A 19,466-nucleotide genomic window follows, 5' to 3' on the forward strand; every position below is an offset into this window, starting at 1 on the left:
CCATAAGCGAGGTAGCGGTGTGATGCAGGTTGACCCTGTCGGTCGGATTTTGTTGTCTGCGGTCTGTCTTGTCCTGGGCCTCGCTGTCGCCGGCTGTGCTGCCGGCGGGGCGAAAGTTGAAGGGAAGGTGGGCTTTGCGGATCCGGCTCGTGTCCTTAGCGAGACAAATGCGGGAAAGAAGGCCAAGGATTCATTGAGTGCCTTCTCCAAGAATCGCCAGGCCTTGATCGAGATGGAGGAAAAAGAGCTCCGCCGCATGGAAGAGGATTTTGGGAGACAGGCCAGCGTATTGAGCCCGACAGCGAAACGGGAGCGGGAAGAGCAGTTTCGGCGCAGGATGGCGGAGTATCAGCAGAAAGCTGGAGAGATGAACCGGGAGGTTCAAGAGAAGCAAAAAGACGTGCTTGAAGGGTTCCGTGAGAAAGTGGAACTTGTCGTGGGGAAAGTCTCCAAGCGCCTGGGGCTCCAGGTCGTCATGGATAAGGGGAGGGGCGGTCCTACCTTATATAGCGATGAAGGACTCGATATTACCGGCCAGGTGATCGACGAATTTAACCATGAATATCCGTAGCCGGCGTGAGGAGCGAGACTTGCGTGCATGGCGGGACGGGTGAGTCAGAGATTGAGGAACAGAGGAGGACTCGATGACACGAACGAGGGTGATTGGTCTAACCGGTGTGGTGGGATTGTGGTTGATGATGGTGTCGCCTGGGTTGTCTGCTGATACGGTGAAGGTTGGGGTGATGGATCAGCAAGCGGTCATCGAGCAGTCGAAGGCCGGCAAGCGGGCCTTAGAAGAGCTGAAAGCCTACTCGACGACCAGACAGAAAATTATCAATGCCGACGATCAAGAGTTGAAAGAGTTGGAACAGACGATTCAAGACGGGAAACTGTCCGACAGTGCGAAGCAGGAGAAGCAGAATCAGTTCCAGGCCAAGCTGGAGTCCTATCAACGCCGGTTGGGCGATTTCAATCGCGAGATTCAACAAAAGCAACGTGAAATGGTGGCAGAGTACTCGAAGAAAGTGCAAGCGGCTGCACAGGCCGTGGCGGAAAAGAATAGCTACGTTGCGATCATCGACAAGGGGAGTGAGGTTGCGATCAAAATTGTGCTCTACCATCAGCCTGCGCTGGATGTGACCGATCAGATGGTGAAGGAGTTCGATCGGCAGAATAAGTAGCAGCGGGGAGGGCGCCTGGTCGTCCTCCTGCTCGCGGAACGCGCACGATAAGAATGTGCTCGTTCAACGCGCGCAAGCGAGGATCGACCAGGCCGCCCTTGAAAGTGAAATGTGGGATTGCGCTGACGCGCGCAGGGGAAGATCGATCAGCCTCCATCCCTGAAGAGATAGCGCGCAAGCATGGAAGGATTATTTGGAAGCGGCGCCATTAAAATCTTTCTTGATGGTGTTGATGTCAACATAAGCATCAGGATGCTCAAAAAGGCTGTCCGGTAAGGCCGCAGCGAGCGAAGAGGCGAGGCGTACCCTTGCGGTACGTTGAGCCTCTGAGTGATGCGAGAACGAAGCTGGCAGACTTTTTCAGCATTCGGATAGAGGAGGTTCTGTCGATGTCCGTCATGGAACAAGCCGAAATACAGGCGCTCTTGCCGCACCGGTACCCCTTTCTTCTGGTCGATCGGATTCAGGAGCTGGACCCTGACAAGCGAATCGTCGGGATCAAGAACGTGACGATCAACGAACCGTTCTTTCAGGGGCACTTTCCTGAGCGCCCGGTCATGCCAGGGGTGTTGATTCTGGAAGCCATGTCCCAAGTTGGCGCCATTCTGGCGTTTAAGTCGCTGGGGAACGCCGCACATCCGGTCGTCTATCTCACCGGTGTCGATGGCGCGAAGTTCAGAAAACCGGTCGTGCCCGGTGACCAGTTGCGATTCGAGATCGAGGTCAAGAGGAAACGGCCGCCGTTCTGGAAGATGGAAGGCAAGGCGTTCGTCGACGATGAACTCGTCTGCGAAGCCGAAGTGACCGCGATGGTCACGGAAGAAAAGGCCGTACAAGGTGATGCGTGATGTGTGGCGAGTTTTGGCGGAATAGCGGGTATCCTGAGCCCAGCACTGATCACCGATCATTCATCACTGGAGGTTAAGCGTGCAGATTCATGCGAGTGCCATCGTCCACCCTAAGGCGCAGCTGGCCGCCGACGTCGTCGTGGGCCCCTTCTGTGTGGTTGGCGAACATGTCACCATCGGGTCTGGGACGCGGCTCGTGTCTCATGTCGCCGTCGATGGCTGGACGGAGATCGGTGCGCGGTGCGAGCTGCATCCCTTTGTCTCGATCGGCGCCCCGCCCCAACATCTTGCCTATAAGGGCGAGCCGACCAAGGTCCTGATCGGCGACGACAACATTTTCCGGGAATATGTCACGGTCAATCGCGCAACCGTGCAAGGCGGCGGGACGACCACGATCGGCTCGAAGAATTTCCTCATGGCCTATGTGCATGTCGCCCACGACTGCCATCTCGGCAGTCATCTCATCCTGGCGAATGCCGCGAGTTTGGCCGGCCACATCACCATCGGCGATCATGCGATCATCGGGGGCTTGACTGGGATCCATCAACATGTGCGGGTCGGGTCCTACTCCATGGTTGGCGGCTGTTGCGCCCTCGGGCAGGATCTCCCACCGTTCATGCGGGCGGCGGGCGGCTATCGTGCGCGGATGTATGGCCTCAACTCCGTGGGGCTGCGCCGACAGGGGTTTTCCACCGATCGGATCTCGGTGTTGAAACGGGCCTACGACATGCTCTTCCGGTCGGGGCATCGAACGGCTGAAGCGGCTAAGCTGGCAAAGATCGAGTTCGGCGACCAACCGGACGTGATGACGGTATTGGGGTTTCTCGAAGGAACGAAACGCGGCATCTGCCGGTCAGTCGGCAAAGATCAGGAGAATGAGGAGTAAGCATCGTGGCCATACTGCCTCACGTGACCGACGGCGAGCGAATTGGGCTGATTGCCGGCAACGGCCGGTTTCCGATCATCTTTGCGGATAATGCCAGGAGGCTTGGTTATCACGTATCGGCGGTGGCACATGAAGGCGAGACGGAGCCAGAATTGGCCGGCCATGTGGATCGGATCCATTGGATCAAGATCGGTCAGCTCAATAAACTGATCAAGGCCTTCAAGGAAGATAATGTTCATCAGACCGTCATGTTGGGCGGGATCAAGAAGACGCATGTGTTTACCACCATGCGCCCTGATTTTCGGACTCTGGCGTTGGCGGCCCGTGTGGCGCTCTGGAAAGACGACGACATTCTGCGGGAACTGGCGAAGGAACTCGAGCAAGAAGGGATCGCCATCTGTGAGTCGACCTTCGGGCTTGAGGGGATTCTCGTGGAAGAAGGGTCGTTGACCGAACGGACTCCATCGGAAAAAGAATGGGCGGACATCCGCTACGGCTGGGACGTGGCGCATGACATAGGTCGTCTCGATATCGGGCAATGTGTCGTGATTAAAGATCGCGTGGTTGTGGCTGTCGAAGCGGTTGAAGGCACCGACGGAGCCATTAAGCGCGGCGGCGACCTGGCCAAGGAGGGCGCGGTGGTGGTCAAGCGATCGAAGCCGCAGCAGGACTTGCGATTCGATCTCCCGGCCGTGGGGCCTCGAACGATTGAAGTGATGGCATCGGTCAAGGCATCCGTATTGGCGATCGAAGCCGGGCGGACCATTTTGTTGGATCGTGAGATTATGTTGGAGAAGGCCAAGTTTGCCCGCATTGCCATTGTCGGAATAAAGCAGGACGTGATTGGGGAGCCGTAATGCGTGATCAGTTCACTCTCAAGAAGCCAAGCGGCGTGGCTGTTCATGCGTCATCGTCTGGTCACTCATCACTCATGACGTCTCATGTTCGAGGTATCAGATGACGCCGCTAAGGGCCGGTGTGATCGGCGTCGGACATCTCGGGCAGCACCATGCGCGCCTCTATGCCTCCTTGCCCGGGGCACAACTTGCCGGTGTGACGGATCAATCAATTGAGCGGGCACAGGCGGTGGCAGATCGGCATGGGTCGCCGGTCTTTCGTACGATCGATGAATTGCTCTCGCACGTCGATGTCGTGAGTGTGGCAGTACCCACGTCTGGCCACTATGCCGTCGCCAAAGCCTGTCTGCAGGCAGGCAAACATGTCCTGGTTGAAAAACCCATTGCTGTCACACCAACAGAAGCAGAAGAGTTGGTTCAGCTGGCCAAACAACGAGGCTGTTGCTTACAAGTAGGCCACAGCGAGCGGTTTAATCCGGTGATGGCGCTGATGCGTCCTCATATCGGCCGTCCGGTGTTTATCGAATGTCACCGCCTCAGTAGCTTTAGTGAACGGGGGACGGACGTAGATGTGGTCTTGGACCTGATGATTCACGATTTGGATCTCGTGTTGTCGTTGAATCCTGGTCCCATTGAAGAAGTGCGCGCTGCAGGAGTGGCGGTAATGTCCTCCTCAATCGATATTGCCAATGCCCGTATTCAGTTCCAGAGCGGCTGCGTGGCCAACTTGACCTCCAGCCGTGTGTCGACGAATAAGATGCGGCGGTTGCGTCTCTTTCAGCGGGACAGTTACCTCTCGATCGATTTCCAGACTCGTCTCGGGATGGTCTCTCGACGTAGCGCCAAGGCAGGGGAGAAGCCGACCGTCGAGGTTGAACAGGTACAGGGTGGAGATGAAGAGCCCTTGAAGCTCCAACTTGCTTCGTTTCTGCATGCAGCCAGCACGGGCACGAGGCCGGTGGTGTCCGGTGAGGATGGTGCGGCGGCGGTAGCAGCCGCACATCAAGTGTTGCAGGCCATTGAGGCTTTTGCGGCTCGTCATGAAGAAGGGGCTCACGGAATAGAAGGTGTCGGCGCGTCTTCTTTGTCCCGTCTGTGAAGCTATGCGAATGTTGATCGTGACAGGCGAAGCGTCAGGTGATCTCCACGGGGCTCATTTAGCGAAAGCGATCATGGCGCTCGACCCGACGGCCGAGTTGGTCGGCATTGGGGGGGCGGCGATGCGCGCAGCAGGCGTGAGCCTCGTGCCGGGCGTGCCACAGTTAGATGTGATGGGATTGATCGGCCTGTCCGCCATTCGGGCCATGGTCCAGCGCGTGTTGGCGATCCGGCGAGTACTGAAGTCAGAGGCCTGGGATTTGGTCGTGCTGATCGATAATCCAGGGTTGAATTTCCATTTCGCCAGAGTGGCTAAGGCCGCCGGTCGGCGTGTGATGTATTATATTGCGCCCCAAGTATGGGCCTGGCGTCCCGGTCGTATGAAGTGGATTCAGCGCCGGGTCGATCATGTCGTCGTCATTCTTCCGTTCGAGCCGGAGCTCTATCGCCGGGCAGGTGTGCGTTGTACCTTCGTCGGCCATCCGCTGCTTGATGCGGTGGCGCCGCAGTACGATCGTGCGGCGCTTCGCAGGAAGTTCGGTCTGGACGAGTCGGCCCGCGTTGTTGGATTGTTGCCGGGGAGTCGAGTGCGCGAAGTCGAGATGCTGCTGCCGGTACTTCTCGATGCGGCGGCGCAACTGCATGCCGCAGAACCGGGGATACAATTTATCCTGGCGCAGGCCTCGTCAATTCACGATCATCTGATTCAGTCGCTGTTACAACAGAGCCCTGTGCCGGTCCGGGTTGCCTACGATCAGGCGAGTGAGGTGATGGCCCTCTCCGATGTGTTGTTTATTGCATCGGGGACCGCCACGCTCCAGGCGGCGGTGGTGGGGACTCCCATGGTGTTACTGTACAAGACCACGCCGGTAACCTATCGCCTGGCGCGTTGGCTGATCAATGTGAAATGGATCGGGCTCGTCAATCTGGTAGCAGGCCGATCGGTCGTGCCGGAATTGATTCAGGATGAGGCGACGGCCGAGCGGTTGTGTCAGGAGGTGCTCCATCTCTTGCGCGATCCGGCGGCCTATCGTGAGATGCAAGAAGGGTTGCGACAGGTTCGGCAATCGTTGGGGGAACCCGGCGCCTCCCGCCGGGCCGCAGAGGTGGCATTGTCTGAATGTCGACGCTAGACCGCTTGATACGACTGTATCTGTATCTGAAGCCCTATCGGGTTCGCTTAGGTGCGGCCTTCGCTTGTTCAGGGATGGTGGCGGCTTTCTCCGGCGCTTATGCCTGGCTCGTCAAGCCGGTCCTCGACGAGATCTTCATCAATAAGAACGAAAGTCTTCTGCTGGTCCTGCCTCTGGCGCTCTTCACCGTGTCGGTGCTGAAGAGCGCCTTCAACTACGGGCAAAACTATCTCATGAACTATGTCGGGAATCAGGTGATCACCGATATCCGGCAGGAGTTGTTCGGGAAACTCATTCGCTTACCCATTTCCTACCACGATGTGAATACGTCGGGGCGGCTGGTGTCCCGTGTGGTGAACGACGTGTCGTTGATGGCCAACGCGGTAGCAGGCGTCCTGAAGGATATTTTCCAGCAGGGCCTCACGTTTCTCGCCATGATGGGCGTCATCTTCTATCAGAATTGGCGGCTGGCCGGTCTCTCGGTGATCGTCATCCCCTTGGCCGTCTTCACGATGGTGCGGATGGGGAAACGGCTGCGGGCGCTGGCGGCCAGCGGCCAGGAGCGGATGGGGGATATGGCCTCGACCCTTCAGGAAACGCTGTCCGGTATTCGCATGGTGAAGGCGTATGGGCGGGAAGAGACCGAGGAGACGAGATTTCAACAGAGCAACCGCGCCTTCCTGAGCACGACGATGAAGGCGATCCAAGTTTCGTCCCTCGGGTCGTCGCATATGGAAGTGATCGGTGTGGTGGGCGTTGCGGCGATTATCTGGTATGGCGGATTTCTCGTGATCAATGGCTCCATGACGCCGGGGGAGTTTTTTTCGTTTCTGACAGCGATGTTCATGGCCTATACCCCGCTTCGCCGGTTGTCCGGTTCCAATAATTCGATTCAACAGGCCTTGGCCGCGGCCGAACGGGTATTTGACGTGCTCGATCTCAAGACCGAGCAGGATGCGGAGCGGGGCCGGTTGGAGTTGCCTCGGGTGGCGCAGGCGGTCACGTTTGAGGGCGTGACGTTTCTGTATGAGAGTCAGGCCGTGCCGGCGCTGAATGACATCAACCTGACGATTCGCGCCGGAGAAATGGTGGCGCTTGTCGGCAGCAGTGGCAGTGGAAAGACGACCCTGGTCAATCTGATCCCGCGCTTTTACGAACCGACGGCCGGTCGTGTGCTCATCGATGGAGTCGATATTCAGTCCTACAGCCTGCGCTCGCTGCGTTCGCAGATGGGGATGGTGTCGCAAGATGTGGTCTTGTTCGACGACAGCATTCGGAACAACATCGCGTTTGGGCGGCAGGATGCGACCGATGAAGAGATTGTGCAGGCTGCGCGGTCGGCCTATGCCCACGATTTCGTCGAACGTCTTCCGCAGGGATATCAGACGGTGGTGGGAGAAAAAGGGGTAAAGCTTTCAGGGGGCGAACGGCAGCGTTTGGCCATCGCCCGCGCAATTTTACGCGATCCCCCCCTGCTCATTCTCGATGAAGCCACGTCGGCATTGGACACCGAGTCCGAGCGGGTCGTTCAGCTGGCGCTGACTAACTTGATGAAGAATCGGACGACCGTCGTGATTGCCCATCGGCTGTCCACGATTCAACGGGCCGATCGGATCATGGTCTTGGCCAAGGGCTCGATCGTCGAAGTCGGCACCCACGATGAACTGCTTCGGAGCGGCGGCCAATACCAGCGGCTCCATGCCATGCAATTCCAGGATGTGCCCGATGCGTAAGGTCGACGTGATGGGTGATCGGCGATGAGTGATGCGCGTAGAACGGGAGCCGGCGTGAAGAAGCGAATCGAGACATGGGTCAAGCTCTCTCTGCTCCCTCCCGTCGGAGCGTCGATCATTCGCGGACTGACCGGGTCGATGCGAATGGAGTCGCAGGGCCACGAACAAGTGGATGCCTTGTATCGTGAGGGGCGGCATATCATTCTTGCGTTTTGGCATGCGCAGCAGCTCATGGTCCCGATCGGCTATCGTGGAACAGGCGCCAACGTCTTGATCAGCCAGCACCAGGATGGTGAGATCATCGCACGCATCATCTCGCGATTCGGGCATCGGGCGGTGCGTGGATCGAGCACTAGGGGTGGGGCGCTGGCGTTGCGAGAATTGATTCGCCTCGGGCGATCGGGTGCGGACCTTGTCGTGACTCCCGATGGACCCAAGGGGCCTCGCCAGGTTGCCAAGCTTGGAGTGGTGCAGTTGGCGAAGGCCACCGGGCTTCCGATTGTGCCGTTAGCCTTTAGCTGCTCAAAAAAAAACTCTTCGCGAGCTGGGATCGGTTCATGGTCCCATTCCCATGGTCTCGGGGCCTCTACCTGTGGGGCGCTCCCATCTTGGTGCCGCGAGACTCCGATGAGCAGGCGTTGGAAGCGGCACGCCTGGAGCTTGAAACGGTTCTGAATCGATTGACGGAACAGGCGGAGAGGGACGTGAACTCTAGCCGTTAGCTGTCAGCCTTCAGCGCTGTAAGAGTGTCTGCTGACTGCTCATGGCTGACTGCTGATAGCTCATCATATGTGGCGTCTCTTCTATAACATAGTGCTCATGCTCGTATCGCCGATCATTCTGGCAGTACTGCTGGCCAAGCAGCGCTGCCGGCGTGGCTTGCTCCAGCGGCTGGGGTTGAAAGATTGTCTATCTGATCCATCTGGTCTATCCCGTCAATCAGGCCAACCAGATAGACCAGTCATCTGGATTCATGCTGTTTCCCTCGGTGAAGTGGTGGCCGTCACACCGCTGGTCAAGGAGCTGCAACGTCGTCATCCGGCACATCGGATTCTGGTCTCGACGGTGACAGAGACCGGAAGGGAAGCTGTGGAGCAACGGTTGGCTGGTGTCGCAGAGCATTGCTATGCTCCGCTCGATTTTCCCTGGGTGGTGTCTCGCTTCATCGAACGATTGCACCCCTGCCTCTATGTGTTCGTCGAGACCGAACTCTGGCCGAACCTCTTATGGCACCTGCGTCGGCGAGGAGTGCCGACGGTTCTTGTGAACGGCCGGCTCTCGACCAGGTCGTTTGCTCGGCAGCAATGGGCGCCTGTGCGATCGTTCTATCGGACGATGTTGCAGGGGATCAGCCTCTGTCTGATGCAATCGGACCGTGATGTCGACCGTATCGTCGCGCTGGGAGCAGCGGCCTCCCGGGTCAGGCGAACAGGGAATATCAAGTTCGATCAGCCGATACCTGCCGTAACAGAGGGTGGAGTGACGAGGGCTCGTCTTGGGCTTCAGGAGGGGGAGCAGCTGTTCGTGGCGGGCAGTACCCATTCTGGAGAAGAAGAGATGCTCGTGGAATGTTATCAGGCGCTCGTGACGCATCATCCCTCGGCCGTCCTGCTCCTGGCCCCTCGACATATCGAACGAGCGGAATCGGTGGAGGTTATGGTGCGGGCGCGTGGGCTCGCCGTGCAGAAAGGCAGTACCATCGGACAGGCCGGCTGGTTGCAGCCTGCCGGCCCGCGTGTAGTGGTGCTCGATTCACGTGGGGAATTAGCAGCGATTTATCGGGAAGCGGTCGTGGCGTTTGTCGGAGGCACACTTGTCCCGATCGGCGGGCACAATTTGCTGGAGCCGGCTCAATGGGCGAAGCCCGTGTTGTTCGGTCCCTATACCGACCATTGTGCAGAAATTGCAGATTTTTTGATTCAGGCGGGAGGGGGACGTCGGGTTCTCCAGGCGGAGGATCTTACGAAACAGGTCGTGGCTCTGTTCTCTGATGACAAGGGACGGAGGCGGATGGGCCAATCAGCGCGGCAGGTGGTTGAGCAGAACCAGGGGGCCTTGCAACGGACGTTGGAGGCGATCGATCAGCTGCTGATACCGCAATGCAGGTAGATCGGCTGAAGGCCTTGAGTCTTCAGCCTGAACAACTGAGTAGGTACGAAAATTGTTGAATCCTGGGACAAAGGTCAGATGGTGGCTGTTGTGGGCTGCAATCCCATACGGGGCCGTTGCGCGGCTGCGCGCGCTCCTGTACTACTGGGGCTGGTTTGCACAGCGAAGATTACCGGTTCCCGTGGTGAGTGTCGGGAATCTCACGCTGGGTGGGACCGGCAAAACGCCGGTGGTCATTCAGCTGGTCGAATGGCTCCTGGCGCAGGGGAGCAGGGTGGCGATTCTCAGCCGGGGCTATCGAAGGACCAGTACGGATCCGTATCTGCTCGTATCGAATGGCGAGCAGCTGCTGGTCGGTCCGAACGAGGCAGGCGATGAGCCATTCTTGATGGCGCAACGTTGCCCCAGGGCGATCGTGGCTGTCGGCGCGGATCGCTACGAACTCGGGCGCTGGGTCTTGGATCGATTTCCGGTCGATTGTCTGATCCTCGACGATGGATTTCAGCATCTGGGGATATATCGCGACGTGAACCTCTTATTGGTCGATGCGACGGATGCAGCGGGACTGGCGGCTCTAGTGCCGGCCGGTCGACTCCGGGAGCCGCTTCAGGCGGCCGGACGGGCGACGGCGATTGTGATCACAAGAGCGGATGCGCAGGCGCGGGTGACCGAGGTGTGCCGGCGGCTGCAGGACGTGATCGATCCGATGCCAGACCCGATCCAGGTGGTATTTCGTCCGGAGCGTCTCTGGTCGGTGGTCAGCGGCGCATCGCAGCCGCTCTCCTGGTCTAAGGGAAAGACCGCGTTGCTCTGTAGTGCGGTGGGACATGCGGGATCCTTTCGTGCGCTTGTCGAGTCGGTCGGGATCACGGTGCTCGACGAAGTGGTATTTATCGATCACCATGCCTATACGAGACAGGACGTCGAGCAGCTTCGAGCGAGAGCGACAGAGCTTCAGGCGGAACTCGTGGTGACGACGGAGAAAGATGCCTGCAAGCTGGCTGTGTTGCTCCAACCCACCGATCCCTGGTGGGCTGTCCGATTGGCCACGGACGTGACCGTCGGGGAAGATCAACTGCGGCAGGCAGTGCTTGGAAAGCTGAAGGTCGAAGGCTGAAGTTTTTGGAGGATTGTGGAGAAAGAACGCATTAAAAGAATTCTCGTGCGAGGACCTAATTGGCTTGGCGATGCCGTGATGTGTGAGCCGGCATTGCGTGGATTGCGGAGTCTGTTCCCGGACGCGCAAATCGCGCTGTTGGTCAAGCCGGGGGTGGCCGACTTGTTTGCCGGCCATCCAGCCTTGACGCGTGTGCTGACCTACGATACGAACGGCCGGCATGCGGGGCTCTCGGGTAAGTGGGCGCTGGCCGGTCAATTGAGACGGCAGGATTTCGATATGGCCGTATTGTTTCAGAATGCGTTTGAGGCGGCCTTTCTCTCCTTTCTGGCTGGTGTGCCTCGGCGCTATGGCTATGCGACGGATGCACGAAGCCTGTTGCTGACCGATCCAGTCGCGGCGCCGGATCGCCGTACGCTGGTTCATCAAGTCCGTTATTATTGGGATCTCCTGAAGCCGCTGGGCCTCACAGGTGATCCCCCTGCACCGGAACTTGTCGTCTTTGCTGAGGAGGAACAGGCCATGGCGGGCCGATTCGCTCAGGGCGGCGTCACCCCCACCGATGCTGTGGTGGGGATCAATCCTGGTTCGACCTATGGCGGGGCGAAGCGCTGGTTGCCAGAACGATTTGCCGAGGTCACGGACCGGCTCTGTCATACGATTCGTCTGTCTCGTGGACAAGAGGTCAGCGTGGTCATTTTTGGCGCTAAAGGGGAAGAGCGGTTGGGCCAGGAAATTGCGGAGAATCTGTCGTCGAAAGCGTTGGTCTTGTCCGGGGCGACGACCATCCGTGAATTGATGGCGGCGGTGAAACGCTGTGAAGTGCTGGTCACGAACGACACCGGTCCTATGCATATTGCGTCTGCGCTTCAAGTGCCGGTCGTGGCGATTTTTGGGCCGACCGATTGGCGGACCACGTCGCCGTTTGGGAGCGCCCATGCCATTGTGCGGCAACCGGTCGATTGCGCGCCGTGCCTGTTGCGTGAATGTCCCATCGACCATCGATGCATGACCAGGGTGACGGTGGACCAGGTCTATGATGAGACGATGCAACTGATGGAGCCTGGACGAGTGGCGAGTGGCGAGCGGCAAGAGGCAGTGGCTCCTCCCCTGGCCCATAGCCCTTTGCCCCTTGCCCCCTTGGAGGGCGTGACCGTCTTTCTGGATCGAGATGGAACATTGAACTACGATCCTGGCTACCTGAGCGTTGCCGCTGAGTTGAAGTTGTTGGCAGGGGTTGGGCCGGCATTGGCACGGTTGAAACGGGCTGGTGCGAAATTAGTGGTCGTGACGAACCAATCCGGTGTCGGTCGTGGAATCTTTAGCCTCAAGGATTTGGAAGCCATCCATGCCAGATTGGAGGGTCTGTTGGAGCAGGAAGAGGTGGCGCTCGATGCGATCTATTTCTGTCCGCACCATCCTGACGATGGCTGCCGCTGCCGCAAACCGAATATCGGAATGGTGGAACGGGCCCAGACGGAGTTGCAACTCGATCTTCGGCGCTCCTATTTAATCGGCGATCACGCACGCGATATCCAATTGGCGAAGCGGGTAGGCGCCAAGGGGATTCTTCTGACGATCGATCTCGTAGACGCTCAGGCGCTCGATGCCCTGCAAGCAGCAGAGGCGATGCCGGATGCCGTGGCGACGTCCATGACTGAGGCAGTTGACTGGATATTGGAAGACGCAAAGACCGTACTGAGGTAGATAGGCTGAAGACCGAAGGCTCTTAGTCTTCAGCCGTTAGCCTGAACCCCTACTCTTATGCCAGACTATCGTAATATCCTGTTGATTAAGCCAAGCTCATTGGGCGACATCGTACATGCGATGCCGACCTGTGCGGCCATCCGCAAGGCCTACCCCAAGGCTCGTCTGACTTGGCTGGTGAAGCGACAATGGGCCGGTCTCGTCGAGCGGATCGACGGGGTGGATCGAGTCTGGTCGGTGGAACCCACGCTACAAGGGTGGCTTTCCCAGGTGGCCCCTCTTCGTGCCGAGCGGTTTGATCTCGTCGTGGATCTGCAGGGTCTTTTTCGGAGCGCGGCCATCGGGTGGCTTAGCGGATCTCCTCTGCGCCTGGGATTCGCCAATGGGCGGGAGGGGAGTCCCTTGTTCTATTCGGAGCGCGTGACCGTCCCGCAAGCAGACATGCATGCAGTTGATCGCTACCTGCTTGTGGCCAAGGCCCTGGGAGCGGTGGGATCCGGTACGCCGGAGTTCCGGTTTCGTATCCCGCAAACCGATGAAGATGAGGTCGATCGCCTGTTGAGCCGATCCGGTGTGATGCCTGGAGTGAGTTGGGTGGCAATGAATGTTTCCGCTCGATGGCGGACCAAGCGGTGGCCAGCTGCCTCATTTGCCGAAGTTGCTGATCGGCTGCAGCAAGAAGGGTGCGGAACGGTGGTGATGATCGGTGGCCCTGACGAACGAGCAGATATTGCAGCGGTGAAGGGTGAGATGAAGACCCCCGCCATCGATTTGGCCGGAGCGACAACCGTGGGGTTGCTGCCGGCACTTTTGAGCAGGGCATCAATGCTGATTACAAACGATTCAGGCCCCATGCATATCGCGGCGGCGGTCGGGACGCCGGTAGTGGCTCTGTTCGGGCCGACGAGTGAAGTCCTGACCGGTCCCTACGGGGTTGGACATCGCGTATTGGCCAGCGGGATATCCTGCCGCCCCTGCCTGAGCCGGACCTGTGAGAACCCGGTTCAGTTGGAATGTCTCACTCGTATTACTCCTGCGCAGGTCTTCGCCTCGGCGCAAGACCTGTTGGCACTTCATTCGGTGCAGGAACATCCATGAAAATTTTCATTTCTGAATCCAGCACCGCCGTTGGGGGACAGGAGCTTGCTGTTCTGCTCCATGCGGAGGGGTTGATCAAGCGAGGGCATGAGCTCCAATTGATCCTTGAGCCTGGGAGTCCCATCTACGCGATGGCCTTGGCGAAGGGGCTGCCGGTCCGGCAGGTCCCGATGAAGCGGTCGCAATATCCCTCCGCCATCCGTACGTTCAGGCGCATGTTTCAGTCTGAGCAGCCGGCAATACTCCAAGTCAACAGCTCGCGGGACAGTTGGATTGGAAGTATCGCCGCCAAGCTCGTGAGCGTGAGGCCGAAAGTCATTCGTATTCGCCACATCTCCACCCCGCTGAACAGGAATCTGACGACGCGTCTACTCTATCGCTGGTTGGTCGATATGGTGGTTGTGACGGGAGGGGAACGGACCAGGCGAGGGCTCATCGATCGAGACGGGCTGGCCGCCGATCGGGTCGCCGCTTTTCCGATCGGTCTCGATGTGGCACATTTTCATCCTGCCCCGGCCGATCCCGACCTCCGGCCGGAATTGGGTCTGCCCAATGAGCAGCTCCTGGTCGGCTTGATTTCGTACCTGAGAACGTACAAAGGGCATGAATATTTTATCGAAGCGGCCAGGCAGATCGCGGCGAAGCGCGATGACGTCACGTTCATCATTGTGGGGGAAGGTCCGGAAGAGCAGCCGATTCGCAAGCTTATTGAGCAGCTCGGCCTGACCTCACGGATCAGAATGCTGGGATTCCGCGACGATTTGTTGAACGTGTTTCGCTCGCTGGACGTCTTTGTCATCCCGTCAGTGGAAGGGGATACCATTCCTCAAGTGCTCATGCAGGCGCTGGCGATGGGGCTACCAGTGGTTTCAACGACAGTCGGTTCGATTCCTGACGTCGTCATTGAGGGGGAGACCGGGTTTGTCGTTCCTCCGCGCGATGCACCGGCGCTCGCCGATCGCACGCAGGTCTTACTGGCCGATGCTTTGCTTCGAGCCCGTATGGGAGTGAAAGGCCGGACATTGGTCGAGCAATCGTATTCGATCGACAAAATGCTGGACCGGATGGAAACGGTGTATCGCGGCCTGGCGCAGTCCCGGCAGGCCTAGCATGATGAAGCTCTCGGTCTATGTCATTGCGTACAACGACGAGCCCAATATGCGGGCTTGCCTGGAGTCTGTGGCAGGCTGGGGCGATGAGTTGATCGTCGTGGATTCTCACAGTACCGATCAGACCGCGGTGATCAGTCGTGAGTTCACGGACAAGGTTTATCAAGTCGATTTCACAGGGTTCGGCGATCTGCGCAATCAAGCCGTCGCCCATACGACCCATGAGTGGGTGTTCAGTCTGGATAGCGATGAGCGGATGACGCCTGAGCTCAAGGAAGAGATCCGGCTGTTGCTCGACCGCGGGCCGGAGGCGGATGCCTACTTTGTCCCACGAAAGAATTATTTTCTTGGCCGGTGGATTAAACATTGTGGCTGGTATCCGGACTATCGGCAACCGCAGCTGTTTCGAAAGGCACGGTTCCGGTATCGCGAAGAGCTGGTTCATGAAAGTTTCGATTGTGAGGGGCCGGTCGGACATCTCACGCACCCCGCCTTGCAGTATCCCTTCCGCGACATCGATCATTATGTGGCGAAACAGGATCGCTATTCGGATTTGATGGCCCGTCGCATGGTGGAGCGGGGGAAGCGGTTTTCTTCTCATCAGCTGATCACCCATCCACTCGGAGCGTTTCTCAAGATGTATGTGCAGCGTGTGGGTTTTCTCGACGGGATGCCCGGCTTGATTCTTTCCGGACTCTATGCCTATTACACCTTCATGAAGTATGCGAAATTCTGGGAGTTGGATCGAGACCGTGATGTGGCGGTGAAGCCATAAGGCTAGCGGTAGAGAGACAGGCGCGATGAAGGTCAGTGGATTTACATTCGTGCGGAACGTGGTCAAGTACGACTATCCGGTCGTGGAGTCCATCCGTTCAGTCCTGCCCGTCGTCGACGAGTTCATTGTGAACGTCGGGCGGTGCGAGGATGGCACGCTGGAGCTGATTCGCTCGATTGATGACCCCAAGATCAAAATCGTGGAGTCAGTCTGGGACGAGACGCTGCGAAAAGATGGCCTGATCTATGCGCAACAGACCAATATTGCGTTGTCACATTGTACCGGGGATTGGGCGTTCTACATTCAAGCTGACGAGGTCGTCCATGAGGACGACTTGCCTGCTATCCAAGAGGCGATGCGCCGTCATCTCGGCAATCCCAATGTGAAAGGGCTCTTGTTCCGGTATCTGCATTTCATTGCGGACTATTGGACGACGAACCCCTGGTTCTATCACAAGGCCGTGCGGATCATTCGGAACAACAGTGAGGTCGAATCGTGCGGCGATGCGGTGGGGTTCCATCTCAAGTCGACACAGCAGTATCTCCAGAGCGGACCGAAGGAATGGATTGCCCCATCGGGCGGGCGCGTTTTTCACTATGGGTGGGTGAAGGACCCTCAAACGATGACGGAGAAAAAACGGGAGCAAGTGGCGGTCTATCATGGTGGCCAGGTTCCTGCCGCAGAGGCCAAGCAGTTAACGCATGACAGCTTTCAGTTCGAGGACTATGCCATGTTGAAGGAATTCGCTGGGAGCCACCCGCTCGTCATGCGGGCACGTATTGGGGCAGCCAAGCGTTGGGCGCCGAGGCGGAGCCGGTGGCTGAACTGGAATTTCTATCGGGAAGTCGCTCGCCGGGGGTTCCGTGGATAATAAAAAATGGCGGGCGAGTCTTCAGACATGCTGAGTATCATTGTCGCGATTCATAATCAGCTCGGGCATAATCAGCTTTTTCTCGAAGGAATTAGCCGGTATACGACTGGTCCGTACGAAGTAATCGTCATCGACAATCATTCGACGGACGGCTCGGCGGAGTTCTTCGAGGAGAACGGATGCCGGGTGATCCGCAACGATAGAAACCTCTGCTACCCCGAATCGATGAACCTTGGTTCCAGCTTGGCGAGAGGAGAGTTCCTCTGTCACATCAACAACGATTTGTACGTTGCGCCAAACTGGAATGGTTTTTTGATCGAGGCGATGGAGCGACATGGTTTGGATGCCGTGTCTCCGCTGGGGCTGGAAATGATGCCGACTGCCGCCTTGACTGATTGGATGCAGGGCCGATGGGCGGCGATCGGACAAGGGCGGCTTTCTAGTGGGAAAGGCATCGAGCAGTTGCGAACGATGATTCAGGCAATGTACGGCGATTGGGAGCGCTATTGCGGAGAAGCCCATCGGGCGTTTGCGGGCACGATGTTCGAGGGGATTGTCGGGTCCTGTGTGATGATCAGACGCTCCGCTTACGACGCACTCGGCGGTTTGGACGAACGGATTCAAGCCGCGGATTGGGACTTGTACTACACCCTGCGACAGCGCGAGCAGACCGATGGTGATATGAAGCGATGTATGGTGGTGGGAGATTCGTTTGTGCATCACTTTATCCGGGCAACCATGAAGAGTAAGCGGGAGCCCTTTGCCTGCACTCACGAGCGATGGACGATCGACCGGAAGTGGAGCCAGGCAGAACAGTCCGAGTTGTGGTGTAAGCCGGCGGAGTTTTTATCTGTATCTCTTGGTGAGCGGCTTGTCCGCCGTGTGGTGAAACCTGTGAAGAAGTTGGTGCAGGAACTGGATCGAGCCACAGCCTGGCGCCGGCACTGGAGCCATCCCGATCGAGTTGTCGGTCAGTACCGCAAACAATTTGAACTGGCGGCCAGAGTATTGTCCGCTCGAGCGCCGTCATGACTAGTATCCCGGGTCCGCCGACGTTGGCGTGCGTGGTGATCACCAAGAACGAAGAAGCTAACATCCTGGACTGCTTGCGGTCGGCTCAGTGGGCCAATGAGCTGATCGTGGTCGATGCGGAAAGCCGTGATCGGACCGTGGAGCTGGCTCGTGGAGCTGGCGCTCAGGTGTTTGTGCGTCCCTGGCCCGGCTTTGGCCTACAGAAGAATTTCGGGATGGCACAGGCGTCGTCTGGGTGGGTGCTGATCCTTGATGCCGATGAACGAGTGACCGAGGAGCTTTGTGCAGAGGTGAAGGTCTGCCTCGAACGATGGAGGACCGGCGCTCCCGTAGCCTATCGAATTCCCAGGCGAAACTTTTTTTATGGTGCATGGGTGCGATGGGGCGGCGTCTACCCCGACTATCAAGTGCGTCTGTTTCGTCGGGGGCTGGCTCAGTATAACGATGTCGCGGTGCATGAAAATCTTCTCGTCGAGGGAGAGGTCGGCACATTGGTCGGGCACCTCGATCATTACACGGAGCGGCGCATTCAGGATCACTTCAAAAAATTCGGCCTCTATACCACGCTCGCGGCACAGGAGAAGGCTAAGAAGGTTCGACTCGTTCGTTGGGTTGATCTGGTCTTCCGTCCCCTGGTGGTCTTGGGCAAAACCTATGTATTGAAACAGGGGTTCCGCGATGGGGTGCGCGGGCTCATTGTCTGTGTGTTTGCCAGCATGTACACCTTCGTGAAGTATGCCAAGCTGTGGGATGTCACCAGGCAGGCGGCCTCTCACCCGGATGCCAGGTAGTGGCCACGCGAATTCTGTACGTGCATGGGGTTGAGGCCATCGGCGGGGCGGAGCGCGATCTGACGGCCTTGCTGAAGACTCTTGATCGACAACAGTGGGAGCCGCATGTGGCCTGTCCAGGGACAGGTCCCTTCCAAGATCAGCTCCATGCGATTGCAGTTCCTACTCATGCGCTCAGTCTCCCTCCCTGGAGAAAGTTCCGTTCATTCTTTCAGCGCCGATCGGCGGTTCGGCGCCTGGAGGTTCTCGTGCATCAGCTCGATCCCGCCATGATCCATGTGAACGATATCTGGTGGGTGCCCCATACTGTGAGGGCGGTACGTGGTCTGTCGAAATCCCTGTCGATCGTGGCGCATGTGCGGCAGGAAATCGAGCCGGCGAAGGTACGACGGTATCAGCTTGATCGAGTCGAGTCTGTCATCGCCATCTCTCGGCAGATTGAACAGTCACTGGTCGCTGGCGGAGTATCGGCGAGTAAGGTGCGAACTATTTACAGCGGCATCGATCTCTCGGAGCAACCACTCGCGCGCGATGATCAGTCGATACGTCGGATGATCGGGGTTTCGGAGGGAGCGGTTCTGCTCGGCACCGTCGCCAATCTGTTCCCACGAAAAGGCTATGAGGTCATGCTTCGGGCCATTCCGGCTATCATCCGTGCGGTTCCAACGGTGCATTACGTGATCGTGGGCAGTGACGATCACGACTATGCCGATCGGCTGAAACGACTCTCGCAGGAGCTGGATATCGCCGACCGCATACACATCGTTGGCTTTCAAGACCAGGTTAGGCCCATCCTGGCCTGCCTCGAGCTGTATGTGCACCCGGCTCTTATGGAGGGGTTTGGGATCGCCGTGGTCGAAGCGATGGCCATGGGGAAGGCCGTGGTTGCGACCTCGACTGGGGGGCTTCCCGAAGTCGTGGCGCAGGGAGAGACGGGGCTACTTGTTCCTCCTGGGGATGTCGAATCTTTAGCCGCAACCGTGGTCTCGCTCCTTGAAGACAAGGTCCGACGTGAGCAGATGGGCCGTAACGGAAGGGCTCGCGCGCAGGAACGATTTAGCCTCGATGCCTCAGTGCGGCAGGTCGAACAGCTGTATGGGGAAGTATTGGGCATCTAGAAA

19 protein-coding genes are annotated in these 19,466 nt (G+C 58.2%); all 19 read left to right on the forward strand.

All coding sequences use genetic code 11. From position 1 onward, the window contains the following. The first annotated feature begins 22 nt into the window (after window positions 1-22). Window positions 23-571, forward strand: a complete 549-nt coding sequence (locus Q8N00_07270; protein ID MDP2382589.1) for an OmpH family outer membrane protein — start codon at window positions 23-25, stop codon at window positions 569-571. A gap of 73 nt (window positions 572-644) precedes the next feature. Continuing rightward, window positions 645-1,181: an OmpH family outer membrane protein gene (locus tag Q8N00_07275; protein MDP2382590.1), complete on the forward strand. Its 537-nt coding sequence runs from the start codon at window positions 645-647 to the stop codon at window positions 1,179-1,181. A 389-nt stretch (window positions 1,182-1,570) separates the two neighbouring features. Beyond that, window positions 1,571-2,029, forward strand: a complete 459-nt coding sequence (fabZ, locus tag Q8N00_07280; protein MDP2382591.1) for a 3-hydroxyacyl-ACP dehydratase FabZ — start codon at window positions 1,571-1,573, stop codon at window positions 2,027-2,029. A 79-nt stretch (window positions 2,030-2,108) separates the two neighbouring features. Beyond that, window positions 2,109-2,915, forward strand: coding sequence for an acyl-ACP--UDP-N-acetylglucosamine O-acyltransferase (lpxA, locus tag Q8N00_07285; GenBank protein ID MDP2382592.1), 807 nt, complete (start codon window positions 2,109-2,111; stop codon window positions 2,913-2,915). 5 nt (window positions 2,916-2,920) lie between these two features. Then, window positions 2,921-3,772, forward strand: coding sequence for a UDP-2,3-diacylglucosamine diphosphatase LpxI (lpxI, locus tag Q8N00_07290; protein ID MDP2382593.1), 852 nt, complete (start codon window positions 2,921-2,923; stop codon window positions 3,770-3,772). Window positions 3,773-3,872: 100 nt separating this feature from the next. Next, window positions 3,873-4,871 carry a Gfo/Idh/MocA family oxidoreductase gene (locus tag Q8N00_07295; protein MDP2382594.1) on the forward strand — a complete coding sequence of 333 codons (999 nt, stop codon included), beginning with the start codon at window positions 3,873-3,875 and terminating at the stop codon, window positions 4,869-4,871. A 10-nt stretch (window positions 4,872-4,881) separates the two neighbouring features. Beyond that, window positions 4,882-6,003, forward strand: a complete 1,122-nt coding sequence (lpxB, locus tag Q8N00_07300) for a lipid-A-disaccharide synthase (GenBank protein ID MDP2382595.1) — start codon at window positions 4,882-4,884, stop codon at window positions 6,001-6,003. Next, the gene (gene msbA, locus Q8N00_07305; protein ID MDP2382596.1) at window positions 5,991-7,736 is read left to right on the forward strand and encodes a lipid A export permease/ATP-binding protein MsbA; all 1,746 of its coding nucleotides are present in this window, start codon (window positions 5,991-5,993) and stop codon (window positions 7,734-7,736) included. Before lpxB ends, msbA begins: the two co-directional genes overlap by 13 nt. A gap of 24 nt (window positions 7,737-7,760) precedes the next feature. Beyond that, window positions 7,761-8,411 carry a DUF374 domain-containing protein gene (locus tag Q8N00_07310; protein MDP2382597.1) on the forward strand — a complete coding sequence of 217 codons (651 nt, stop codon included), beginning with the start codon at window positions 7,761-7,763 and terminating at the stop codon, window positions 8,409-8,411. 144 nt (window positions 8,412-8,555) lie between these two features. Further along, window positions 8,556-9,845 (forward strand): 3-deoxy-D-manno-octulosonic acid transferase, encoded by a 1,290-nt coding sequence (locus Q8N00_07315; GenBank protein MDP2382598.1) that lies wholly within the window; start codon window positions 8,556-8,558, stop codon window positions 9,843-9,845. 88 nt (window positions 9,846-9,933) lie between these two features. After that, window positions 9,934-10,962: a tetraacyldisaccharide 4'-kinase gene (gene lpxK / locus Q8N00_07320; protein MDP2382599.1), complete on the forward strand. Its 1,029-nt coding sequence runs from the start codon at window positions 9,934-9,936 to the stop codon at window positions 10,960-10,962. Between the two features lie 15 nt (window positions 10,963-10,977). After that, the gene (gene waaF / locus Q8N00_07325; protein ID MDP2382600.1) at window positions 10,978-12,669 is read left to right on the forward strand and encodes a lipopolysaccharide heptosyltransferase II; all 1,692 of its coding nucleotides are present in this window, start codon (window positions 10,978-10,980) and stop codon (window positions 12,667-12,669) included. Window positions 12,670-12,726: 57 nt separating this feature from the next. After that, window positions 12,727-13,767 (forward strand): lipopolysaccharide heptosyltransferase II, encoded by a 1,041-nt coding sequence (gene waaF, locus Q8N00_07330; protein ID MDP2382601.1) that lies wholly within the window; start codon window positions 12,727-12,729, stop codon window positions 13,765-13,767. Beyond that, window positions 13,764-14,876, forward strand: coding sequence for a glycosyltransferase (locus Q8N00_07335; protein ID MDP2382602.1), 1,113 nt, complete (start codon window positions 13,764-13,766; stop codon window positions 14,874-14,876). The genes waaF (Q8N00_07330) and Q8N00_07335 overlap by 4 nt, the downstream gene beginning before the upstream one ends. A 1-nt stretch (window position 14,877) precedes the next feature. Further along, window positions 14,878-15,651, forward strand: a complete 774-nt coding sequence (locus Q8N00_07340; protein ID MDP2382603.1) for a glycosyltransferase family 2 protein — start codon at window positions 14,878-14,880, stop codon at window positions 15,649-15,651. A gap of 25 nt (window positions 15,652-15,676) precedes the next feature. Next, entirely contained in the window at window positions 15,677-16,522 is an 846-nt protein-coding gene (locus Q8N00_07345) for a glycosyltransferase (protein ID MDP2382604.1), read from the forward strand. Between the two features lie 27 nt (window positions 16,523-16,549). After that, window positions 16,550-17,554, forward strand: a complete 1,005-nt coding sequence (locus Q8N00_07350) for a glycosyltransferase (GenBank protein ID MDP2382605.1) — start codon at window positions 16,550-16,552, stop codon at window positions 17,552-17,554. Then, entirely contained in the window at window positions 17,551-18,345 is a 795-nt protein-coding gene (locus Q8N00_07355; protein ID MDP2382606.1) for a glycosyltransferase family 2 protein, read from the forward strand. The genes Q8N00_07350 and Q8N00_07355 overlap by 4 nt, the downstream gene beginning before the upstream one ends. Next, window positions 18,345-19,463 (forward strand): glycosyltransferase family 4 protein, encoded by a 1,119-nt coding sequence (locus Q8N00_07360; GenBank protein MDP2382607.1) that lies wholly within the window; start codon window positions 18,345-18,347, stop codon window positions 19,461-19,463. The genes Q8N00_07355 and Q8N00_07360 overlap by 1 nt, the downstream gene beginning before the upstream one ends. The last annotated feature ends 3 nt before the right edge of the window (window positions 19,464-19,466 follow it).

The sequence above is a fragment of the Nitrospirota bacterium genome (assembly GCA_030684575.1).
In the GTDB taxonomy this organism is placed as follows: Bacteria; Nitrospirota; Nitrospiria; order Nitrospirales; family Nitrospiraceae; genus Palsa-1315.

Excerpts from the sequence above, each read along its gene's own strand:
- Q8N00_07295 (MDP2382594.1), top strand. The coding sequence starts at position 3,873 with ATGACGCCGCTAAGGGCCGGTGTGATCGGCGTCGGACATCTCGGGCAG.
- Q8N00_07310 (MDP2382597.1), top strand. The coding sequence starts at position 7,761 with ATGAGTGATGCGCGTAGAACGGGAGCCGGCGTGAAGAAGCGAATCGAG.
- msbA (MDP2382596.1), top strand. The coding sequence starts at position 5,991 with ATGTCGACGCTAGACCGCTTGATACGACTGTATCTGTATCTGAAGCCC.
- lpxB (MDP2382595.1), top strand. The coding sequence starts at position 4,882 with ATGTTGATCGTGACAGGCGAAGCGTCAGGTGATCTCCACGGGGCTCAT.
- Q8N00_07275 (MDP2382590.1), top strand. The coding sequence starts at position 645 with ATGACACGAACGAGGGTGATTGGTCTAACCGGTGTGGTGGGATTGTGG.
- Q8N00_07315 (MDP2382598.1), top strand. The coding sequence starts at position 8,556 with ATGCTCGTATCGCCGATCATTCTGGCAGTACTGCTGGCCAAGCAGCGC.
- Q8N00_07335 (MDP2382602.1), top strand. The coding sequence starts at position 13,764 with ATGAAAATTTTCATTTCTGAATCCAGCACCGCCGTTGGGGGACAGGAG.
- Q8N00_07340 (MDP2382603.1), top strand. The coding sequence starts at position 14,878 with ATGATGAAGCTCTCGGTCTATGTCATTGCGTACAACGACGAGCCCAAT.
- Q8N00_07355 (MDP2382606.1), top strand. The coding sequence starts at position 17,551 with ATGACTAGTATCCCGGGTCCGCCGACGTTGGCGTGCGTGGTGATCACC.
- fabZ (MDP2382591.1), top strand. The coding sequence starts at position 1,571 with ATGTCCGTCATGGAACAAGCCGAAATACAGGCGCTCTTGCCGCACCGG.
- Q8N00_07270 (MDP2382589.1), top strand. The coding sequence starts at position 23 with ATGCAGGTTGACCCTGTCGGTCGGATTTTGTTGTCTGCGGTCTGTCTT.
- waaF (MDP2382601.1), top strand. The coding sequence starts at position 12,727 with ATGCCAGACTATCGTAATATCCTGTTGATTAAGCCAAGCTCATTGGGC.
- Q8N00_07345 (MDP2382604.1), top strand. The coding sequence starts at position 15,677 with ATGAAGGTCAGTGGATTTACATTCGTGCGGAACGTGGTCAAGTACGAC.
- Q8N00_07350 (MDP2382605.1), top strand. The coding sequence starts at position 16,550 with ATGCTGAGTATCATTGTCGCGATTCATAATCAGCTCGGGCATAATCAG.